The 16,857-nt window shown below is 71.8% G+C and carries 15 protein-coding genes; 3 read left to right on the forward strand and 12 right to left on the reverse strand.

Annotated features, from left to right (window positions below):
• Position 1: 1 nt before the first annotated feature.
• Positions 2–1,693, reverse strand: a complete 1,692-nt coding sequence (locus J2S43_RS22095; protein ID WP_306832123.1) for a phosphodiester glycosidase family protein — start codon at positions 1,691–1,693, stop codon at positions 2–4.
• A gap of 10 nt (positions 1,694–1,703) precedes the next feature.
• Positions 1,704–2,384 carry an SDR family NAD(P)-dependent oxidoreductase gene (locus tag J2S43_RS22100; RefSeq protein WP_306832125.1) on the reverse strand — a complete coding sequence of 227 codons (681 nt, stop codon included), beginning with the start codon at positions 2,382–2,384 and terminating at the stop codon, positions 1,704–1,706.
• Positions 2,385–2,480: 96 nt separating this feature from the next.
• Between J2S43_RS22100 and J2S43_RS22105 the strand changes: the two genes are divergently transcribed.
• Positions 2,481–3,641: an ROK family transcriptional regulator gene (locus J2S43_RS22105; protein WP_306832126.1), complete on the forward strand. Its 1,161-nt coding sequence runs from the start codon at positions 2,481–2,483 to the stop codon at positions 3,639–3,641.
• Here the strand turns inward: J2S43_RS22105 and J2S43_RS22110 are convergent.
• From J2S43_RS22110 to argC, 9 genes are all read right to left on the reverse strand, one after another.
• On the reverse strand, positions 3,638–4,141 hold the full coding sequence (locus tag J2S43_RS22110; RefSeq protein ID WP_306832128.1) for a GNAT family N-acetyltransferase: 504 nt from the start codon (positions 4,139–4,141) through the stop codon (positions 3,638–3,640). The two genes, J2S43_RS22105 and J2S43_RS22110, sit on opposite strands and share 4 nt — an antisense overlap.
• 1,675 nt (positions 4,142–5,816) lie before the next feature.
• Positions 5,817–6,425 (reverse strand): DNA-3-methyladenine glycosylase, encoded by a 609-nt coding sequence (locus J2S43_RS22115; protein WP_306832130.1) that lies wholly within the window; start codon positions 6,423–6,425, stop codon positions 5,817–5,819.
• 67 nt (positions 6,426–6,492) lie between these two features.
• Positions 6,493–7,926: an argininosuccinate lyase gene (argH, locus tag J2S43_RS22120; RefSeq protein ID WP_370881647.1), complete on the reverse strand. Its 1,434-nt coding sequence runs from the start codon at positions 7,924–7,926 to the stop codon at positions 6,493–6,495.
• A gap of 10 nt (positions 7,927–7,936) precedes the next feature.
• Positions 7,937–8,446, reverse strand: a complete 510-nt coding sequence (locus tag J2S43_RS22125; RefSeq protein WP_306832131.1) for an arginine repressor — start codon at positions 8,444–8,446, stop codon at positions 7,937–7,939.
• Positions 8,443–9,369: an ornithine carbamoyltransferase gene (argF, locus tag J2S43_RS22130; RefSeq protein ID WP_306832134.1), complete on the reverse strand. Its 927-nt coding sequence runs from the start codon at positions 9,367–9,369 to the stop codon at positions 8,443–8,445. Before argF ends, J2S43_RS22125 begins: the two co-directional genes overlap by 4 nt.
• Positions 9,366–10,532: an acetylornithine transaminase gene (locus J2S43_RS22135; protein ID WP_306832136.1), complete on the reverse strand. Its 1,167-nt coding sequence runs from the start codon at positions 10,530–10,532 to the stop codon at positions 9,366–9,368. Before J2S43_RS22135 ends, argF begins: the two co-directional genes overlap by 4 nt.
• Positions 10,529–11,497, reverse strand: coding sequence for an acetylglutamate kinase (argB, locus tag J2S43_RS22140; protein WP_306832138.1), 969 nt, complete (start codon positions 11,495–11,497; stop codon positions 10,529–10,531). The genes J2S43_RS22135 and argB overlap by 4 nt, the downstream gene beginning before the upstream one ends.
• Positions 11,494–12,663 (reverse strand): bifunctional glutamate N-acetyltransferase/amino-acid acetyltransferase ArgJ, encoded by a 1,170-nt coding sequence (argJ, locus tag J2S43_RS22145; RefSeq protein WP_306832139.1) that lies wholly within the window; start codon positions 12,661–12,663, stop codon positions 11,494–11,496. The genes argB and argJ overlap by 4 nt, the downstream gene beginning before the upstream one ends.
• The gene (argC, locus tag J2S43_RS22150; RefSeq protein WP_306832141.1) at positions 12,660–13,661 is read right to left on the reverse strand and encodes an N-acetyl-gamma-glutamyl-phosphate reductase; all 1,002 of its coding nucleotides are present in this window, start codon (positions 13,659–13,661) and stop codon (positions 12,660–12,662) included. The genes argJ and argC overlap by 4 nt, the downstream gene beginning before the upstream one ends.
• A gap of 157 nt (positions 13,662–13,818) precedes the next feature.
• Here argC and J2S43_RS22155 point away from each other — a divergent pair, with 157 nt between their 5' ends.
• Positions 13,819–14,154: a hypothetical protein gene (locus J2S43_RS22155; RefSeq protein WP_306832143.1), complete on the forward strand. Its 336-nt coding sequence runs from the start codon at positions 13,819–13,821 to the stop codon at positions 14,152–14,154.
• Between the two features lie 42 nt (positions 14,155–14,196).
• Entirely contained in the window at positions 14,197–15,663 is a 1,467-nt protein-coding gene (locus J2S43_RS22160; protein ID WP_306832145.1) for an MFS transporter, read from the forward strand.
• Positions 15,664–15,722: 59 nt separating this feature from the next.
• On the opposite strand, the gene J2S43_RS22165 is transcribed toward J2S43_RS22160, so the two are convergent.
• Complete coding sequence (locus J2S43_RS22165; protein WP_306832147.1) at positions 15,723–16,628, reverse strand: GNAT family N-acetyltransferase; 906 nt, start codon at positions 16,626–16,628, stop codon at positions 15,723–15,725.
• Positions 16,629–16,857 lie beyond the last annotated feature (229 nt).

The following is a 16,857-nucleotide window of genomic DNA, read 5'->3' on the forward strand; positions in this document are numbered from 1 at the left end:
CTCAGCGAGCGGTGAGCAGGATGGCGTCGCCGGTGGCGCGCTCGACCTGCTGACCGGCGGCGTTCTGGTCGGAGGGCGAGTTGACCAGCGCGCCGTTCACCACGGTCGCGGACGAGCCGCCGCCGTCGAGGTTGATCGCCTCGACCGCGCCGAGCGCCTTGAACACGTCCGCGAACTGCTTGATCGGCAAGCCCTGGCTGAGGTTCGCCTGGCGGCCGTCGACCTGGATCAGCATCAGCCGGCCCTGCCGGTCGATGCCGGCACCGGTGCGTGGGTTGTCGCGGATGAACCAGTTGTAGCCCCAGGCAGCGCCCTGCGCCGAGTCGGGCAGGCCGAGCGCCGGGTCCTCGTGCGTGAGACCGTCCGCGACCGGGTCGACCGCGACCCGGCCGTCACTGACCAGCTGCGGGCCGCCGTTGACCACGAAGTCACGCGGGCCGAAGCAGACGGTCCGGCCGCGCGCGTCGACGACCGTGGTGTCCAGGTTCAGCTTCGCACCGGCCTTCGCGTTCGCCCGCAGCCAGGTCGCGTCCGTGCCGATCGCCTGCACGATCCGGTGCCCGGCCGGGACGGTCGCGCCGGTCCGGTCGCGAACCTCGACCACCCGGCCGGAACGGTCGATCAGCGCCTCCGCGCCGGGGCCGGCCGGGGTGGCGATGCCGTACCGGTCGGTGAAGACGACGATCTCGTCCGGGTCGGTGCAGGTGAAGTCGTGGACCGGCCGCTCGGTGGGCAGGTCGCCGCCGACGCCGCCGCAGTTGCGGATGACGCCGGGGACCCGGTTGAGCGCGTCGACCAGGTGCGCGCGGCCGTTGCCGAAGCGCAGCGCGTACCGGCTGGTCAGGTTCTCGATCTCGGTGCGCCGGCCGCCGTCGCGGATCACCAGCGCGGCGCGGCCCGCGGTGGCGGCGGTGACCGGCGCGCCGTTGAGCACGCTGAGGCCGGCCGGGGTGCCGGGGGCGCCGTCCGCGGCGTTGACCACGAAGTATCCGCCGTTGACCGCGTAGAGCGCGCCGGCCGCGGCCGCGATCGCGCTGGTGTTCTGCTGGCCGGTGACCGCGTCGCCGACGGACGAGGAGACGGTGCCGCGGAACCGCTTCGGGTCGACGGTCAGCACGCGCATCACCCACGGGCCGGTGCTGTCCGGGCGCCCGTCCTGGCCGGTGTTGAGCGTGAACGCGGAGAACCCGGCCGCGCCGAGCGCCGCGAGCACCGGGTCGGTGGCGGCGGGCTTGTCCGTGTACCGGCCGATGCGCAGCGTGTAGCCGATCAGGCCGCCGGCGTACCCCCGGAGCTTGGGTGCGTAGTCGACCGCCTCGACGCGCGGCTCCCAGCCCCGCGCGGCCAGCTCGGCCGAGACCGTGGGATGAGCGAGGATCCGCGCGCGGATCGCCTGCGCGTCGGCGAGGGTGCCGAGCCCACCGCGGGCCGTACCGATCGGCAGGTTGATCCCGATCGTCCAGAAGGCCCGGGCCGGGTCGGCCCTGCCCCGGGTGATGGTGGTCATGACCACGCCGGGCGCGAGCGTCCGCTCGGTGCGGGTCTCGGTCAGCCCGGGCGCGCCGAGCGGCAGCGGCCCGCGCGGCAGATCGGCGCGCGGAGAACCATGAAAGGCCTGCGCGGGTACGGCCGGGCCGGCCGCGAGGACGAGACCGGTGAGGACGGCGAGCGCGTGACGACCACGACGCTGCATTGACGACTCCTTAGCGGACTAACGCGGGTTTGGGCTGGTAGAGCGGGTTACGATGCCGGTGTCGGGCGGGTTCGGGGCGCATCAGCCCGAGCCCGCCGTCGACCGGCAGCACCGCGGCGGCCACATAGGACGCCTGCGGAGACGCCAGGAAGGCCACGCACCGTGCGACCTCGTCGGCCCAGCCGGGACGGCCGACCGGAGTGGGCGGCAGCACGGGCGCCGGCCGGTCCTCGTCGGCGAGGCCGGCCGCGAGCACGCCGTTGACCCGGACGGCACGGTCACGCAGGCGCTCGGTCATCAGCCGGGTAAGACCGGAGAGCGCGACCCCCGCGGCGTGGGCCGCGGCCGGGGCCGTGGGCGCCTCGGCGACGTTCACGATCGCGCCGCCGTGGCCGATCAGCGCGGTCAGCCCGAGGTGGACGCTCGCCGCGTGCGGCATCCCCAGCGGGCAGTTGACCAGGATGTCCGGCGCGGCGGAGAGGACCTCGCAGGCCGCCACGGTCCGGTCGGCGAACTCGGCCGGCCGGTGCCCGGCGACCACGCCGACGACCCGGCCGCGGGCCTCGCACGGGCTGGTGACATCCACGGCGATGACGAACGCTCCTCGGACGGCGAGCTCGGCGACGACCGCCCGGCCGATCGGATGGGCGGCACCGGCGACGACGGCGGTGTGACGGGCAAGATCGTGCATTGGGGGCCTCCCCGGCCGAGATCTTGGCGGATCTGGGTTAACAGCACGGGATTTACTAAAGGAGCCTTCTTTAATAAACGGGTACTCTGCTCTGTCGTGAGCATCACGTCAAGGGGAAGCGGACCGCACGTCCTGCGCCGGCTGAACGCGAGCGCCGTATTGACGGCGCTGCGTACCGGCGGGCCGCAGCGCGTCGCCGACCTGATGGACCGGACCGGCCTCACCCGGCCCACCGTCACCCAGGCGCTCACGCTGCTGGAGAAGGCGGGCTGGATCTCACAGTCCGGCGTGGAGACCACGCCGCGCAAGGGCCGCCCGGCACAGCTGGTCTCGTTCCGGGCGAGCGCCGGATGCCTGCTCGGCGTGGACGTCGGCCCGCACAAGGCGATAGTGATGATCACCGACCTGGTCGGGGCCGGACTCGCCGAGGTCCGGGTGCCGACCGCCGCGGCCGGCGACGGGCGCGCGCTGATCACGCTGATCGCGGACGCGGTCCGGCACGCGCTGGACCAGGCCGGACGCACCCAGGACGAGGTCTATGCGGTCTGCATCGGCTCGCCCGGCATCGCCGACCCGGAGAACCGCACGTTCCGGCTCGCGCCGAGCATTCCCGGCTGGGCCGAGCTGCCGCTCGACGTGGAGCTGGGCCGGATGTTCCGCTGCCCGGTGCTGGTGGAGAACGACGTGAACCTGTCCGTGCTCGCCGAGCGCTGGCAGGGCGTCGCCACCGAGGCCGGCACCGTGATGTTCGTGCACTGGGGCTCCCGGATCGGCGCCGGCATCATGGTCGGCGGCCGGCTGCACCGGGGCGTGGGCGGCGCGGCCGGCGAGATCGGCTTCATCGACCTGGACGAGACCCCGCCGGTGGTCGGCGGCATGGGACCGTTCGAACGCGTGGTCGGCGCGGACGCGATCAGCCGGCTCGGTGGCGACCGCTTCCCGGACTCCGGCGCCGTGCTGCGCGCCGCCGCCGACGGCGACCCGGACGCACTCGCCGCCGTGGACGAGGTGGCCGCCCGGTTCGCCCGCGGCCTGGCACCCGCGCTGTTGGTGCTGGACCCGGAGCTGGTGGTGATCGGCGGCGGCGTCTCCCGGGGCGGCCCGCCGCTGCTCGCCGCGCTCGACCGGCACCTGCGGCCCCGCACGCTGGTCCCGCCCCGGCTGGCCCTCTCCGCGCTCGGCGACCGGGCCGGCGCGCTCGGCGCGATCCGCGCCTGCCTGGACAACCTGGAGGCGACGCTGGCCGACGGGCTCTAAAGGCTCCGCAGGTCCAGCTTCCACTCGTTGCAGCGGATCGGCGTCCCCACCGGGAACTCGAAGTCGGTCTCGCCCACCATCGTGAAACCGGCGTTCCGGCACACCGCGTTCGACGCCAGGTTGTCGATCTTCGGGAACGCGTGCAGCCACCGGCGCCGGCCGTCCGCGGCCGCGCGCACGACCACCTCACGGGCCGCCGCGGACGCGATGCCGCGGCCCTGGAACTCGTTGAGCACGCTCCAGCCGGTCTCCCAGACCGTGATGCCGCCCCACTCCCGGTCCCAGTAGCCGATGCTGCCGACCGGCTCACGCTCCGGCAGCAGCGCCACCCGGAACATCACGCCGGTGCCGGTGACGCTCATGTGCACGTACCGCCGGTGCCGGTCGACGATCTTCTCCTCCGGCTCCGGCCCGCCGAGGTGACCCTTCATCTCCGGCACGTTGATCCGGCGCAGCAGACCGAGATCCTCTTCGGCCCACGGGGTCAGCTCCAGCCTCATCGGCCCATCCCACCACATTCCGCCCACACTGGGCCAACCCGGGATGCCCCGGAACCCTATCCCCACCCGGTCCGGCTTCCGGCCACTACGACAGCCCGATCCTCCCACTTCCCGGGCGATCGCCGTCGCCCCACCGGGCCAGATCTGATCACGACATACACCTGCCAGACCACGTCGGGCCCGATCTTCCGCCCCGGCCCCACTCTCCCCGGTCGGGTCCGGCCCGGCTCTTCCCGCTTCCGGCATGGTGCGGCCCGGATTCGGGTACTTCGAGGCCTATTCGGTACGGCGAGCTTCGGCACGGCGAGCTTCGGTACGGCGAGCTTCGGCCGGTGCCTGGGGCTGCGGTTGCGTGGTGGGTGGCGGCTCTACCGATGATCTGCGCCCCGAGGGGTGGTCGACGACATACGGGGCAGCCAGGCCGCGGCGGTCTGCGCTGAACGCGCAATCGGAAGATCAAACCCAGCTCACGGCCACAAAGTCGATCACGCGTCGCAGGTCATTGTCGCCCAGCCGCCTGGTGGAGGTTATGGCATCGGGGTCTCGGCGGTCGCAAGGCACCGGGCGCCTCGTGCCCGAAATGTCGACATTTAGCATCCAGTTCGAGCGCTCCTGACCGCGATACCGGCGAGGCTAGAACGTCCCGAGCGGGGAGCGTCCCTCACCCGGCGCCGAAGGGCCAGCACTGCTTCCTGACCGCCAGACTGATCATGCGAAAACGATTAGTGATACGCGGCGCACCGTATGAGTGCCTCATACGGTGCGCCACGTATCACTAATCAGATTCAAGGGCGACGACCGGGTGACTTAAGGCGATATTTCGGGCGTCGTGCCCGCAGTGCGTGCGGTGTTTCCACATTCTGACGGCAGTTTCCCGTCATGCGGAAGATCGGCCGGCTATCGGGAACGATCTTCCGCGATGCGGGAGGCTTGTTCAGCGCAGCGAACCGGCACCGCGTTGCCGCAGGCCGCGCGGTCTGACGAGGGCGGCGCTGAACAAGCCTCCGGGATCGATCTTTGCGCCGGAAGCAGCCGGAGGCGACGCACGGGGTGAGCCGTCATGATCTCTGGGGCGCGAGGTTGCAGCGCGGCCAAATATGCCGAGATTTCGGGCGCGGAGCGCCCGAGCCGCAGACGCTCGACGCTGATCACGAAACAGTGCTGCCCGATACGAAACTAAGTCGCGGCGGTAGTCACGAACAACGGCAAAGCCGCGAAACAGCCGCCGAAGCCGGAGCCGCGACCAGGGCAGGAGCGCCCGGGAGCGGAAATAGCGCAAGCCGCGAAGAACGGCAGCGCGACACGAGCAGCGCAAGCCGCGAAGAACGACAACACGACACGAGCAGCGCAAGCCGCGAAGAACGACAACACGACACGAGCAGCGCAAGCCGCGAAGAACGACAACACGACGGGAGCCTTTTGGGGTGGGGTGACCGCCCACCTGAATGGCAGGGAGGAGCCCTGCGACGACCGGTGCCCGCGGGAGCACTCGGAACGCGACCACGCCGGAAGCGGGAAAGCAAGCTCTTGAGGCTATTCGGCGCGTTCCGCAGCGACGCCACCGACCTACGGCGACCTGGCGTCAGCTGGTCGCGCTGAATAAGCCTCCTTGATCTGAGATCAGCGGCGGATGCGAGGCTGTGGCGGCGATACGAGCTGTCCCGGGCGAGGGGGGTCAGCGGCGGGTACGAGGGGTGTGGCGGCGGTACGGGCTGACCGTGGGGTCGTCGCGGAGCCAGAAGCGCCAGGGGACGTCGTGGGCGGAGGCGACGCCGACGCGCGGGCCGGAGGCGATGTCGGCCGCGGCCGGTGGCCGGGACGGGGGTGTGAGGAGCGCGGGGCCGGTGCCGTCGACGGCGGAGGTGCCGTTGGCGGTGCCGGAGAGGCCGAGGGCGGTGACGAGTTTGGCGGGGCCGCGGGCCAGGTCGGCGTCGTTGCGGGCGGCGGGGCGGCGGGCGCGGGCGGTGTCGAGGCCGTCGATGACCTGGCCGGCGCGCAGCAGCGCGGCGGCGGCACGTCCGGGTTCGCCGAGGACGACGTTGAGGCACCAGTGTGCGCCGTAGATGAAGTAGGCGTAGAGGTGGCCGGGCGGGCCGAACATGACCTCGTTGCGTCCGGTGGGGCCGCGGTGGGCGTGGGAGGCCGGGTCCTCGCCGAGGCCGCTGTAGGCCTCGAGTTCGGTGAGCCGGATCCGGACGCCGCCTGCGGTGATCTCCCAGCCGAGCAGGCCGGCGGTGGTGGTCGCGACCTCGGATGCGGGTGCGGTCAGCCACGGGTACGTCACGCGGGGGTCTCCTGTCACCGCGTCCCCCACGCCGCCGGAGCGACACGGGGGACGCCTCGATCATGCCTCAGCGGGGGACGACGGTCTCCTCGGCCCAGGTGCGCCAGGTGACCAGCTTGTCCGCCGCGGCGGCGAGCTGGTCGGCGACCGGTCCGGGGCCGGTGGAGCCGTAGGTCTTCCGGGCCGCCAGCGCGGATTTGACCGTCAGCACCGAGCGCACGTCCGGGTCCAGATGCGAGGAGATGGTGACCAGGTCCTCGTCCGGGACCTCGTCGAGCGCGCAGTCGCGGGCCACGCAGAGCGCGACCAGCTTCCCGGTGATCTCGTGCGCCTCGCGGAACGGCACGTTCTTGCGGACCAGCCAGTCCGCGACCTCGGTGGCCAGCGTGTAGCCGACCGGCGCGGCGGCGGCGAGCCGGTCCGCGCGCACGGTCATCGTGGAGATCATGCCGGCCAGCGCGGGCAGCACCAGCTGGAGCTGGTCGACCGCGTCGAACGCGGGCTCCTTGTCCTCCTGCATGTCCCGGTCGTACGTCAGCGGCAGGCCCTTGAGCATGGTCAGCACCGTGACCAGGCCGCCGATCAGCCGGCCGGACTTGCCGCGGGCGAGTTCCGCGATGTCCGCGTTCTTCTTCTGCGGCATGATCGACGAGCCGGTGGCGAACGCGTCGTCCAGCTCGACCCAGCCGAACTCCTGCGACGTCCACATGACGACCTCCTCGCCGAGGCGGGAGAGGTGCACGCCGATCATCGCGGTGACGAACAGGAACTCGGCCACGAAGTCGCGGTCCGCGACCGCGTCCATCGAGTTCGGCGCCGCGGTGGCGAAGCCGAGCTCCTTCGCGACCTGCACCGGGTCGAGCGGCAGCGACGAGCCGGCGAGCGCGCCGGAGCCGAGCGGGCTGACCGCGGCGCGCGCGTCCCAGTCCTGGAGGCGGGACAGGTCGCGCAGCAGCGGCTGGACGTGCGCGAGCAGCCAGTGCCCGAACGTGACCGGCTGCGCGTGCTGCACGTGCGTCATGCCGGGCGCGGGCGTCTCGATGTGCCGCTCGGCCTGCTCGACCAGCGCGTCGGCCAGCTCGACCAGGCGCAGTGCCACACCGCGGGCGTGGTCGCGCAGGTAGAGGCGCAGGTCGGTGGCGACCTGGTCGTTGCGGGACCGGCCGGCGCGCAGCTTGCCGCCGAGCGTGCCGAGGCGTTCGAGCAGGCCGCGTTCGAGCGCGGTGTGCACGTCCTCGTCCTCGATCGTGGGCCGGAACGTGCCGGCGGCGCAGGCGGCCTCCAGGTCGTCGAGCGCGGCGAGCATCTTGCCGAGCTCCTCCGCGTCGAGCAGGCCCGCGTGCGCGAGCACCCGGGCGTGGGCGCGGGAGCCGGCCAGGTCGTACGGCGCGAGGCGCCAGTCGAACTGCACGCTGACGGAGAGACGGGCGAGCGCCTCCGCGGGCCCGCCGGAGAAGCGGCCGCCCCAGAGGCTGGTCCGGTTACTGGTAGAGGAGGTCACGAGCCCATTCTCAATGATCGGAGTCGGCGGGCCCGGTGCGGGCCCAGGCGGAGAGTTTCTCGGCGAGCGCGGGCCCGCCGAACGGTTCCCGGGCGACGACCAGGATGGTGTCGTCGCCCGCGATCGTGCCGACCACGTCCGGCAGGCCGGACCGGTCGAGCGCGCTGGCCAGGAACTGCGCGGCGCCGGGCGGGGTGCGCAGCACCGCTATGTTGCCGCTGGCGTCGGAGCCGGTGAGCAGCTCGCGCAGCAGCCGGAGCAGCCGCGCGGGTGCCTGCTCGGCCTGCCGGATGACCGGCGTGCCGTCCTCGGGGATGAGGTAGGCGGCCGGGCCGCCCGCGGTCCCACGCACCTTCACCGCGCCCAGTTCCTCCAGGTCACGGGAGAGCGTGGCCTGGGTGACCTGCACGCCGTCGCCGGCGAGCAGTTCGGCCAGCTCGGTCTGCGACCGGATCGCCTTCTCGCGGATCAGCTCCACGATCCGGGCGTGCCGCGCGGTGCGGGTGGTGGGTGCGGTCATGCCGAGTACCCTGCCAGCCAGGCGAGCAGCGCCTTCTGTGCGTGCACCCGGTTCTCGGCCTCGTCGAGGACCGCGCTCTGCGGGCCGTCCATCACGTCGTCGGTGATCTCGTCGCCGCGGTGCGCGGGCAGGCAGTGCAGCACGATCGCGTCCGGTTTCGCGGTCGCGATCAGCTCCTTGTTCACCTGGTACGGCCGGAACGGGGTGAGCCGGTCCTGGCCGTCGCCCTCCTGGCCCATCGACGTCCACGTGTCGGTGGCGATCACGTCGGCCGCGTCGACCGCCTCGAACGGGTCGCGGAGCACGCTGACGGAGCCGCCGGTCCACGCCGCGATCTCGGCGGCACGCGCCACGATCGCCGGGTCCGGGTCGAAGCCGGACGGGCCGGCGACGCGCACGTGCATGCCCGCGGTCGCGCCGGCCAGCAGGTAGGAGTGGCTCATGTTGTTGGCCGCGTCGCCGACGTAGGCGAGCGTGCGACCGTGCGTGGCCCCGCACCGCTCCCGGATGGTGAGCAGGTCGGCGAGCAGCTGGCAGGGGTGGAAACCGTCGGTGAGCGCGTTGACGACCGGCACGGTGGCGACGGACGCGATCTCGGCGATCCGGTCGTCGCCGTAGGTGCGCATGACTATCGCGGAGACGTAGCGGGACAGCACCTGCGCCGCGTCCGCCAGCGTCTCGCCGCGGCCGAAGTGGGTGGCCTGCGTGTCCACGATGATCGGGTTGCCGCCGAGTTCGGCGATGCCGACGTCGAACGACAGCCGGGTGCGCAGGCTCTGCTTGTCGAACAGGACCGCGATCGACTTCGGGCCGGCGAACGGCTTGTGCCCGTACCGGTCGGCCTTCATCAGCTGGGCCAGGTCGAGCACCGCGGACTGCTCGGCCGGGGTGAGGTCGTCGTCGCGGAGGAAGTGCCGGGTCATGAGGTCACCGTGTTCAGGGCGTTGGGCAGCGCGGCGAGGAACGAGTCGGCCTGCTCGGCCGTGAGGATCAAGGGCGGCGCCAGCCGTACGACGTGCGGCGCGACCGCGTTGACCAGGAACCCGGCGTCCTTCAGCACGCCGGTCAGTGCGCCGGAGGCGGGCGCGTTCAACACGATGCCGAGCAGCAGCCCGGCGCCGCGCACCTCCTTGATCAGCGGGTGGCCGAGCGCCTCGACGCCGCGCCGGAGCCGCTCCCCCACACGCTTGACGTGGTCGAGCAGGCCCTCGTTCGCGATCGTCTGAATGACCGCGAGCGCGGCCGCGCAGCTGACCGGGTTGCCGCCGAACGTGCTGGCGTGCATGCCCGGCTGGAACAGCGTGGCCGCCCGCCCGAAGGCCAGGACCGCGCCGATCGGCAGGCCGCCGCCGAGGCCCTTGGCCAGCGTCACGATGTCCGGCTCGACGCCCTCGGCCTGGTGCGCGAACCAGTGCCCGGTCCGGCCGACCCCGGTCTGCACCTCGTCCAGCGCGAGCAGCGCGCCCTTGGCCAGGGTGATCTCGCGGGCCGCGGTCAGGTAGCCGGCCGGCGGCACCAGCACGCCGCCCTCGCCCTGGATCGGCTCCAGGATGACCATCGCGGTCTCGTCCGTGACCGCTTCCTTGAGAGAGGAGACGTCGCCGTAGGGGACGTGCGTGACCTGGCCCGGCAGCGGCTGGAACGGCGCGGCCTTGGCGGGCTGGCCGGTCAGCGCGAGTGCGCCCATGGTCCGGCCGTGAAAACCACCTTCAGAAGCAACCACGTGGGTACGGCCGGTGAGGCGCGACATCTTGAACGCTGCCTCGTTGGCCTCCGCGCCGGAGTTGCCGAAGAACACCCGGCCCGGCCGCCCGGCCAGCGTCAGCAGCAGCTCCGCCAGCTTGATCGTCGGCTCGGCGACGTAGAAGTTGGAGACGTGCCCGAGCGTGGAGATCTGCTTGGTGACCGCCGCAACCACGGCCGGGTGGGCGTGACCGAGCGCGTTGACCGCGATGCCGCCGAGCAGGTCGACGTACTCCTTACCGGCCTCGTCGACGACCACCGCGCCCTCGCCGCTGGCCAGCGCGATGCCGGGCGTGGCGTAGTTCTCCATCATGGACGTCTGCCACCGGTCGATCAGACTCATGCCGGGCTCCCGTCCACGCCGCGGTCGCGCTGTGGTCGGCGCTGAGCCGATGAATCGCTCGCTAGCTCACTCATTGACCCCATCACCATGGTTCCGAATCCCTCTGAGGTGAAGACTTCCAGCAGGGTCGAGTGTGCGACCCGGCCGTCGACGACGTGTGCGGCCGGGACGCCGCCCTCGACCGCGCGCAGACAGGCCTCCATCTTGGGGACCATGCCCGATTCCAGGGTCGGCAGCAGCTCCGCCAGCTCGCTCGTGGTGATCTGCGTGATCAGGCTGTCCGGGTCCGGCCAGTCGCGGTAGAGGCCGGTCACGTCCGTGAGCACCACCAGCTTGCGGGCGCCGAGCGCGACCGCGAGTGCGGCGGCCGCGGTGTCCGCGTTCACGTTGTGCAGCGTGCCGTCGGAGTCCGGCGCCACCGTGGCGATGACCGGTATGCGGCCGGCCGCGATGATGTCCGCGACCGCGCCCGGGTTGACCGTGGCGACGTCGCCGACCAGGCCGACGTCGACCGGTTCGCCGTCCACGATCGCGGGGCGGCGGACCGCGGTGAACAGCTTCGCGTCCTCGCCGGAGAGGCCCACCGCGTACGGCCCGTGCTCGTTGATCAGGCCGACCAGCTCGCGGCCGACCTGGCCGACCAGCACCATCCGGACCACGTCCATGGTCTCCGGCGTGGTGACGCGCAGACCACCGCGGAACTCGCTGGCCATGCCGAGCTTCTTGAGCATGGCGGAGATCTGCGGGCCGCCGCCGTGCACCACGACCGGCTTGAGCCCGGCGTAGCGCAGGAAGACCATGTCGGCCGCGAACGCGCGCTGCAGCTCCGGGTCGATCATGGCGTTGCCGCCGTACTTGATCACCACGGTCTCGCCGGAGAACTCCCGGAGCCAGGGCAGCGCCTCGATCAGCGTGGCCGCCTTCTGCTGCGCCATCGCCAGGTCACGGGTGAGCGCCGCGGTCATGAGCTGTACGCCGAGTTCTCGTGCACGTACGCGTGGGAGAGGTCGTTGGTCCAGATGGTGGCCTCCGCGCCGCCCGCGTTCAGGTTGATGTGGATCTCCACGTCCCGGCCGGACAGGTCGACCTTGGACCGGTCCTCGGCCGCGGCGCCGTTCTTGCACACCCAGACGCCGTTGACCGCGACGTCCAGCCGGTCCGGCTCGAACGTCGCCTGGGTGGTGCCGACCGCGGCCAGGATCCGGCCCCAGTTCGGGTCGTTGCCGAACAGCGCGGTCTTGACCAGGTTGTTGCGTGCCACGGCGCGGCCGGCCTCGACCGCGTCGTCCTCGGTGAGCGCGCCGGTGACCGCGATCGCGACCTCCTTGGTGGCACCCTCCGCGTCCGCGATCAGCTTCCGGGACAGCTGGCGCAGCAGCTCGGTGACGGCCTCGGCCAGCTCCTCGGCGGTCGGCTCGATGCGGGACGCGCCGGAGGCCAGCAGCAGCACGGTGTCGTTCGTGGACATCGCGCCGTCCGAGTCGACCCGGTCCAGCGTGACGCGGGTGGCGTGGCGCAGCGCCGCGTCGAGGGCGTCCGGGCCGGCGACCGCGTCCGTGGTCAGCACGCACAGCATGGTCGCCAGGCCCGGGGCCAGCATGCCGGCGCCCTTGATCATGCCGCCGACGCTCCACCCCGTACCCTCGACGATCGCGGTCTTGGGAACTGTGTCCGTGGTCATGATGGCTTCCGCGGCCGCGGGGCCACCGTCGCGGGACAGGCCGCGCACGGCCGCCTCGACGCCGGGCAGCAGCTTGCCCATCGGCAGCCGCTCGCCGATCAGGCCGGTCGAGCAGACCGCCACGTCGCCCGCGCCGAGCAGCAGCGGCCTGGGACCGCCACGCAGCGCGGCCGCGGTGTGCTCGGCGGTGGCGTGCGTGTCCTGGAAACCGGCCGGTCCGGTGCACGCGTTCGCGCCGCCGGAGTTGAGGATGACCGCGCGCACGACGCCGCCCCTGAGCACCTGCTGGCTCCAGAGCACCGGCGCGGCCTTGACCCGGTTGCTGGTGAAGACGCCGGCCGCGGTCGCGTCCGGGCCGTCGTTGACGACCAGCGCGACGTCTTTCTTCTCGGGCTTCAGCCCGGCGGCGATGCCGGCCGCGCGGAAACCCTTCGGGTGGGTGACGCTCATGGTGCGACTCCGTAGATCTGCAGCCCGGTGGTCTCGGGCAGCCCGAACATGAGGTTGGCGTTCTGGACGGCCTGGCCGGCCGCGCCCTTGCCGAGGTTGTCGGAGGCGCTGACCGCGATGATCCGGCCGGAGTCGACGTCGACCGTGGCCTGCAGGTGCACCGAGTTGGACCCGCTCACACTGGCGGTCTGCGGCCATCGGCCCGTTTCGAGCACGTGCACGAAGGGGTCGTTCGCGTAGGCCTCTGCCAGTGTTTCGCGGGGATCGTCTCCGGTGAGCGCCTTCGCCGTGACCGTCGCCAGGATGCCGCGCGGCATCGGCGCCAGGACCGGCGTGAACGACAGGCTCTTCGCGCCCGTGGCCTGCTTGATCTCGGGGACGTGCTGGTGACGGCCGGTCTTGTAGGTCGACAGGCTGCCCATCACCTCGCTGGCCAGCAGGTGCGTCTTCGCGGCCCTGCCCGCGCCGGACGTGCCGGACGACGCGACCACGACCACGTCCTCCGGGTCGGCCACGCCGGCCGCGATCAGCGGCGCGAGCGCGAGGATGGTGGTGACCGCGTAACAGCCGGTGTTCGCCACCCGCGTGCTGGCGGCGATCCGCTCGCGCTGGCCAGGCAGCTCGGGCAGCCCGTAGGTCCACGTGCCGGCGTGCTCGCCGCCGTAGTATCGCTGCCAGGCGTCACCGTCGGCGAGCCGGAAGTCGGCGCCGATGTCCACGATCTTCACGGTCTCCGGCAGCTGAGTGGCCAGCGCCGCGGACTGGCCGTGCGGCAGCGCCAGGAACACCAGGTCGACGTCTTCGAACGCGTCGGCCGTGGTGCTTCCGAGCGTCAGGCCGAGCCCGGTGAGGTGCGGGTGCACGGCGCCGACCGGACTGCCCGCCTGGCTGTGCGCGGTCGCGGTCACCAGATCGAACTCGGGGTGCCCGGCGAGCAGGCGCAACAGCTCGCCCCCCGCATAGCCACTGGCCCCCGCCACCCCGACCCTGATACCCATGCCCTACCTCCGCATCACTATGCGGCCTAATGTATCAACATTCACCGCGGGCGGGCAAAGGGATAATCGCCACCCGCCCTCGGTTTTGCCCACTTTGCGCCTTAAGCCACATATGATCGGAAAGCTGGTTCATGTTTGCCGAGAAGGGAAAGCCGCCATGGGCGACTCGATCCGCATCATCACCCCGCAGGCCTACCCGCTCTGGGCCGCCGAGGTCCCGGCCCACTCCGACGAGCAGCCGCTCATGACCAGCGAGGGCGAGGTCGTCACCGAGGACCTGGTCGACTTCATCTTCCCGCACACCTACCGGGTGATCGCCTGGGAACACGTGGTCGGCCGCGACGGCACCCAGGGCGCGCTCCCGATCCTGGCCGGCATCCAGGCCACCAGCGACCAGAGCTTCCAGTTCGCCGAGGAACGCGAGGACGCCGAGAACCTCGCCCGCCTCCGCATCCGCGAACACCTGCGCCGCAAGAAGGTCATCAGCGCCTGATAATTCCGGGAAACTGTCGTACGCAGGCTCTACGGTGGCCCGATGAGCGGTGACCTGCGGACCTTCTACCAAATCCTGATCAACACGCTGTTGGTGTCGGTCATCAACTTCACGGTGTGGTTCGCGGTCACGTTCTGGGTTTACCTGGAGACGAGATCGGTCTTCGCGACCGGGGTGATCTCCGGCATCTTCCTGGTGCTGACCGCGGTGACCGGCATCTGGTTCGGCAGCCTGGTCGACCATCATCGCCGCACGCTGGTGATGCAGGCATCCGCGGGCGCGTCGTTCGCGCTCTACCTGGCCGCGCTCGGCGTCTGGCTGATCACCCCCTCGGAAACCTTTCAGAACCCCGCTTCGGTACGGCTGTGGAGCTTCGTCGTCCTGCTGATGTGCGGCGTGATCGCGGGCAACATCCGGACCATCGCGCTGCCGACGCTGGTCACGATCCTGATCGACGAGGGCAGCCGGGACCGGGCGAACGGGCTGGTCGGCACCGTGTCCGGCGTGTCGATGCTGACCACGTCGGTGATCAGCGGACTGCTCGTCGCGTTCGACGGGATGCGGTCGGTGCTGGCCCTGGCGCTGGTGGTGCTCGGCGTCTCGATCGTGCACCTGGCCACGGTCACGGTCCGCGAGCCGGCCCCGTCGCCGGAGCACGAGGCCGAGAGCGGGCGGGTCGATCTGCGCGGCACGATCCGGGTCGTCCGCGGCGTACCCGGGCTGATGGCTCTGGTGCTCTTCTCCGCGTTCAACAATCTGCTCGGCGGCATCTTCATGGCGCTGATGGACGCGTACGGGTTGTCGCTGGTCTCGGTGCAGACCTGGGGCGTGCTGTGGGGCGTGCTGAGCACCGGCTTCATCGTCGGCGGGCTGCTCATCGCGCGCGTCGGCCTCGGCACCCGGCCGGTGCGGCTGCTGCTGCTCGTCAACCTGGTGCTCTGGACCGTGACGATGCTCTTCCCGATCCGCTCGTCGATGATCCCGCTGGTCATCGGCATGTACGTGTACATGCTGCTGGTCCCGTTCGCGGAGGCGGCCGAGCAGACCGTCCTGCAGCGTGTGGTGCCGCTGGAACGGCAGGGGCGCGTGTTCGGGTTCGCGCAGAGCGTGGAGCAGGCCGCGTCGCCGCTCACCGCGTTCCTGATCTCGCCGATCGCGCAGTTCTTCTTCATCCCGCTGATGTCCGAGGGCGGCGCCGGGGCTGAGGCGATCGGCTCCTGGTTCGGCGTCGGGCCGGATCGCGGGCTCGCGCTCGTATTCGTGCTGACCGGCGTGGCCGGCATCGTCGCGACGCTCCTCGCACTGAACAGCCGGCCATACCGGCACCTGAGCGCGCGCTATGCGGCCGCGCCCGACCCGGTGGCGGCGGAGGAGACCACCGAGCCCTCGGCGGACGAGACCGCCGCGGTCGCAGCGGACGGCCGAGCCGTCGCGGACAACCTGGCCGCGACCGGGAATCCCAGCACCGCGGGCCCTCAGCCCACCGCGCGCGACGCCACCGGCAGTTAGCGGGCCGCCGGCCGAGACCTGGTGATCGGTGCGTCAGGCGCACCGATCACCGAAGCGGGTCACGAATGCCACGGCTCCGTGAGACGGTCGGTCACCAGGGACCAGTAGCCGAGGCCGCGCCGCATGCCGACGGCCGCGCTCAATGCCAGCATCGGTACGTTTCGGTCGTCGTTCTCGCCGTGCATCGCGGTCCCGCCGCGCTCAGCGGCCGCAGCGAACGAGCCCAGCTTCAGCGCCCGCGCGATGCCGCGCCGCCGCGCCCGCGTGGCCACGCCGGTGTAGCTGGTGTGCCAGCCGCCCGTGTCGCCGTCCTGCCTGATCAGGCAGGTGCCGGCGGCGCCCTCCGCGTCCTCCGCGAAGAGCACCACGACGTGGTCCGGCATGTTCGCGGCGAACGCCTCGAGGTCGATCGGGGTATCGGTCGGCATGCCGGCCAGCGACTCCGCGGCCGCCGCCACGAAGCGGGCCCGCGACTCCCCCACCGTCGTGGTCTCCAGCCGCACATCGGACTTCGCCGCGGCTACCTGCGCCGCCGCCCAGAGCGGTCCGGGATCGTCGAGCGTGATCGTCCAGCCGGTGCAGTGGTTGTAGACCTGCAGCCCCAGCCGCTCCGCGAACCGCAGCCCGTCCGGCAGATCGTCGCGCATCGTCATCGCGACCGGCACGACCTCCGGCCCCGCGGCCCGATCCGCCCGCACCAGCACGCCGGCCAGCGCGGTCCCGATCCCGCGCCCGCGTGCGTCCGCCGCGACCCCCAGCCCGATCGCCCGCTGCCCCCGGTAGTCCGTGGCCGCCCCGAGCAGCGCCGCCCCGAGGACCCGCCCACCGTCGTCCGCGACGAACGCCACGACCCCGTCCTCCGCCAGCAGCCGTCGCCACCGAATCCGCGCATCCGACGCACTGATCAGATCCAGCAGCTCTACCGCAGCACCGGCATCTCCCGCCTCATACCCACGAATCCGCACGCCCGGCAGTCTACGGTTCCACAGTGTCTAGTTCTTCCTAGGAGGCTGGGTCGAAATCGTCATCACGCGTGATTGTGCCGGGCCTGATCATCGCCGCCGGATGACAACGCATCCCGCCGTGTCCGCCACAGCGAAGCCTGAGCTGAGAGTGGAACCCCGCACCGGAAATCGGACCGAGCCCGGCCTGGACGCAAAGAAGCCCGGCGTCCCGGCCGGGACGCGAAGAAGC

This window comes from Catenuloplanes nepalensis, assembly GCF_030811575.1.
Taxonomy (GTDB): Bacteria; Actinomycetota; Actinomycetes; order Mycobacteriales; family Micromonosporaceae; genus Catenuloplanes; species Catenuloplanes nepalensis.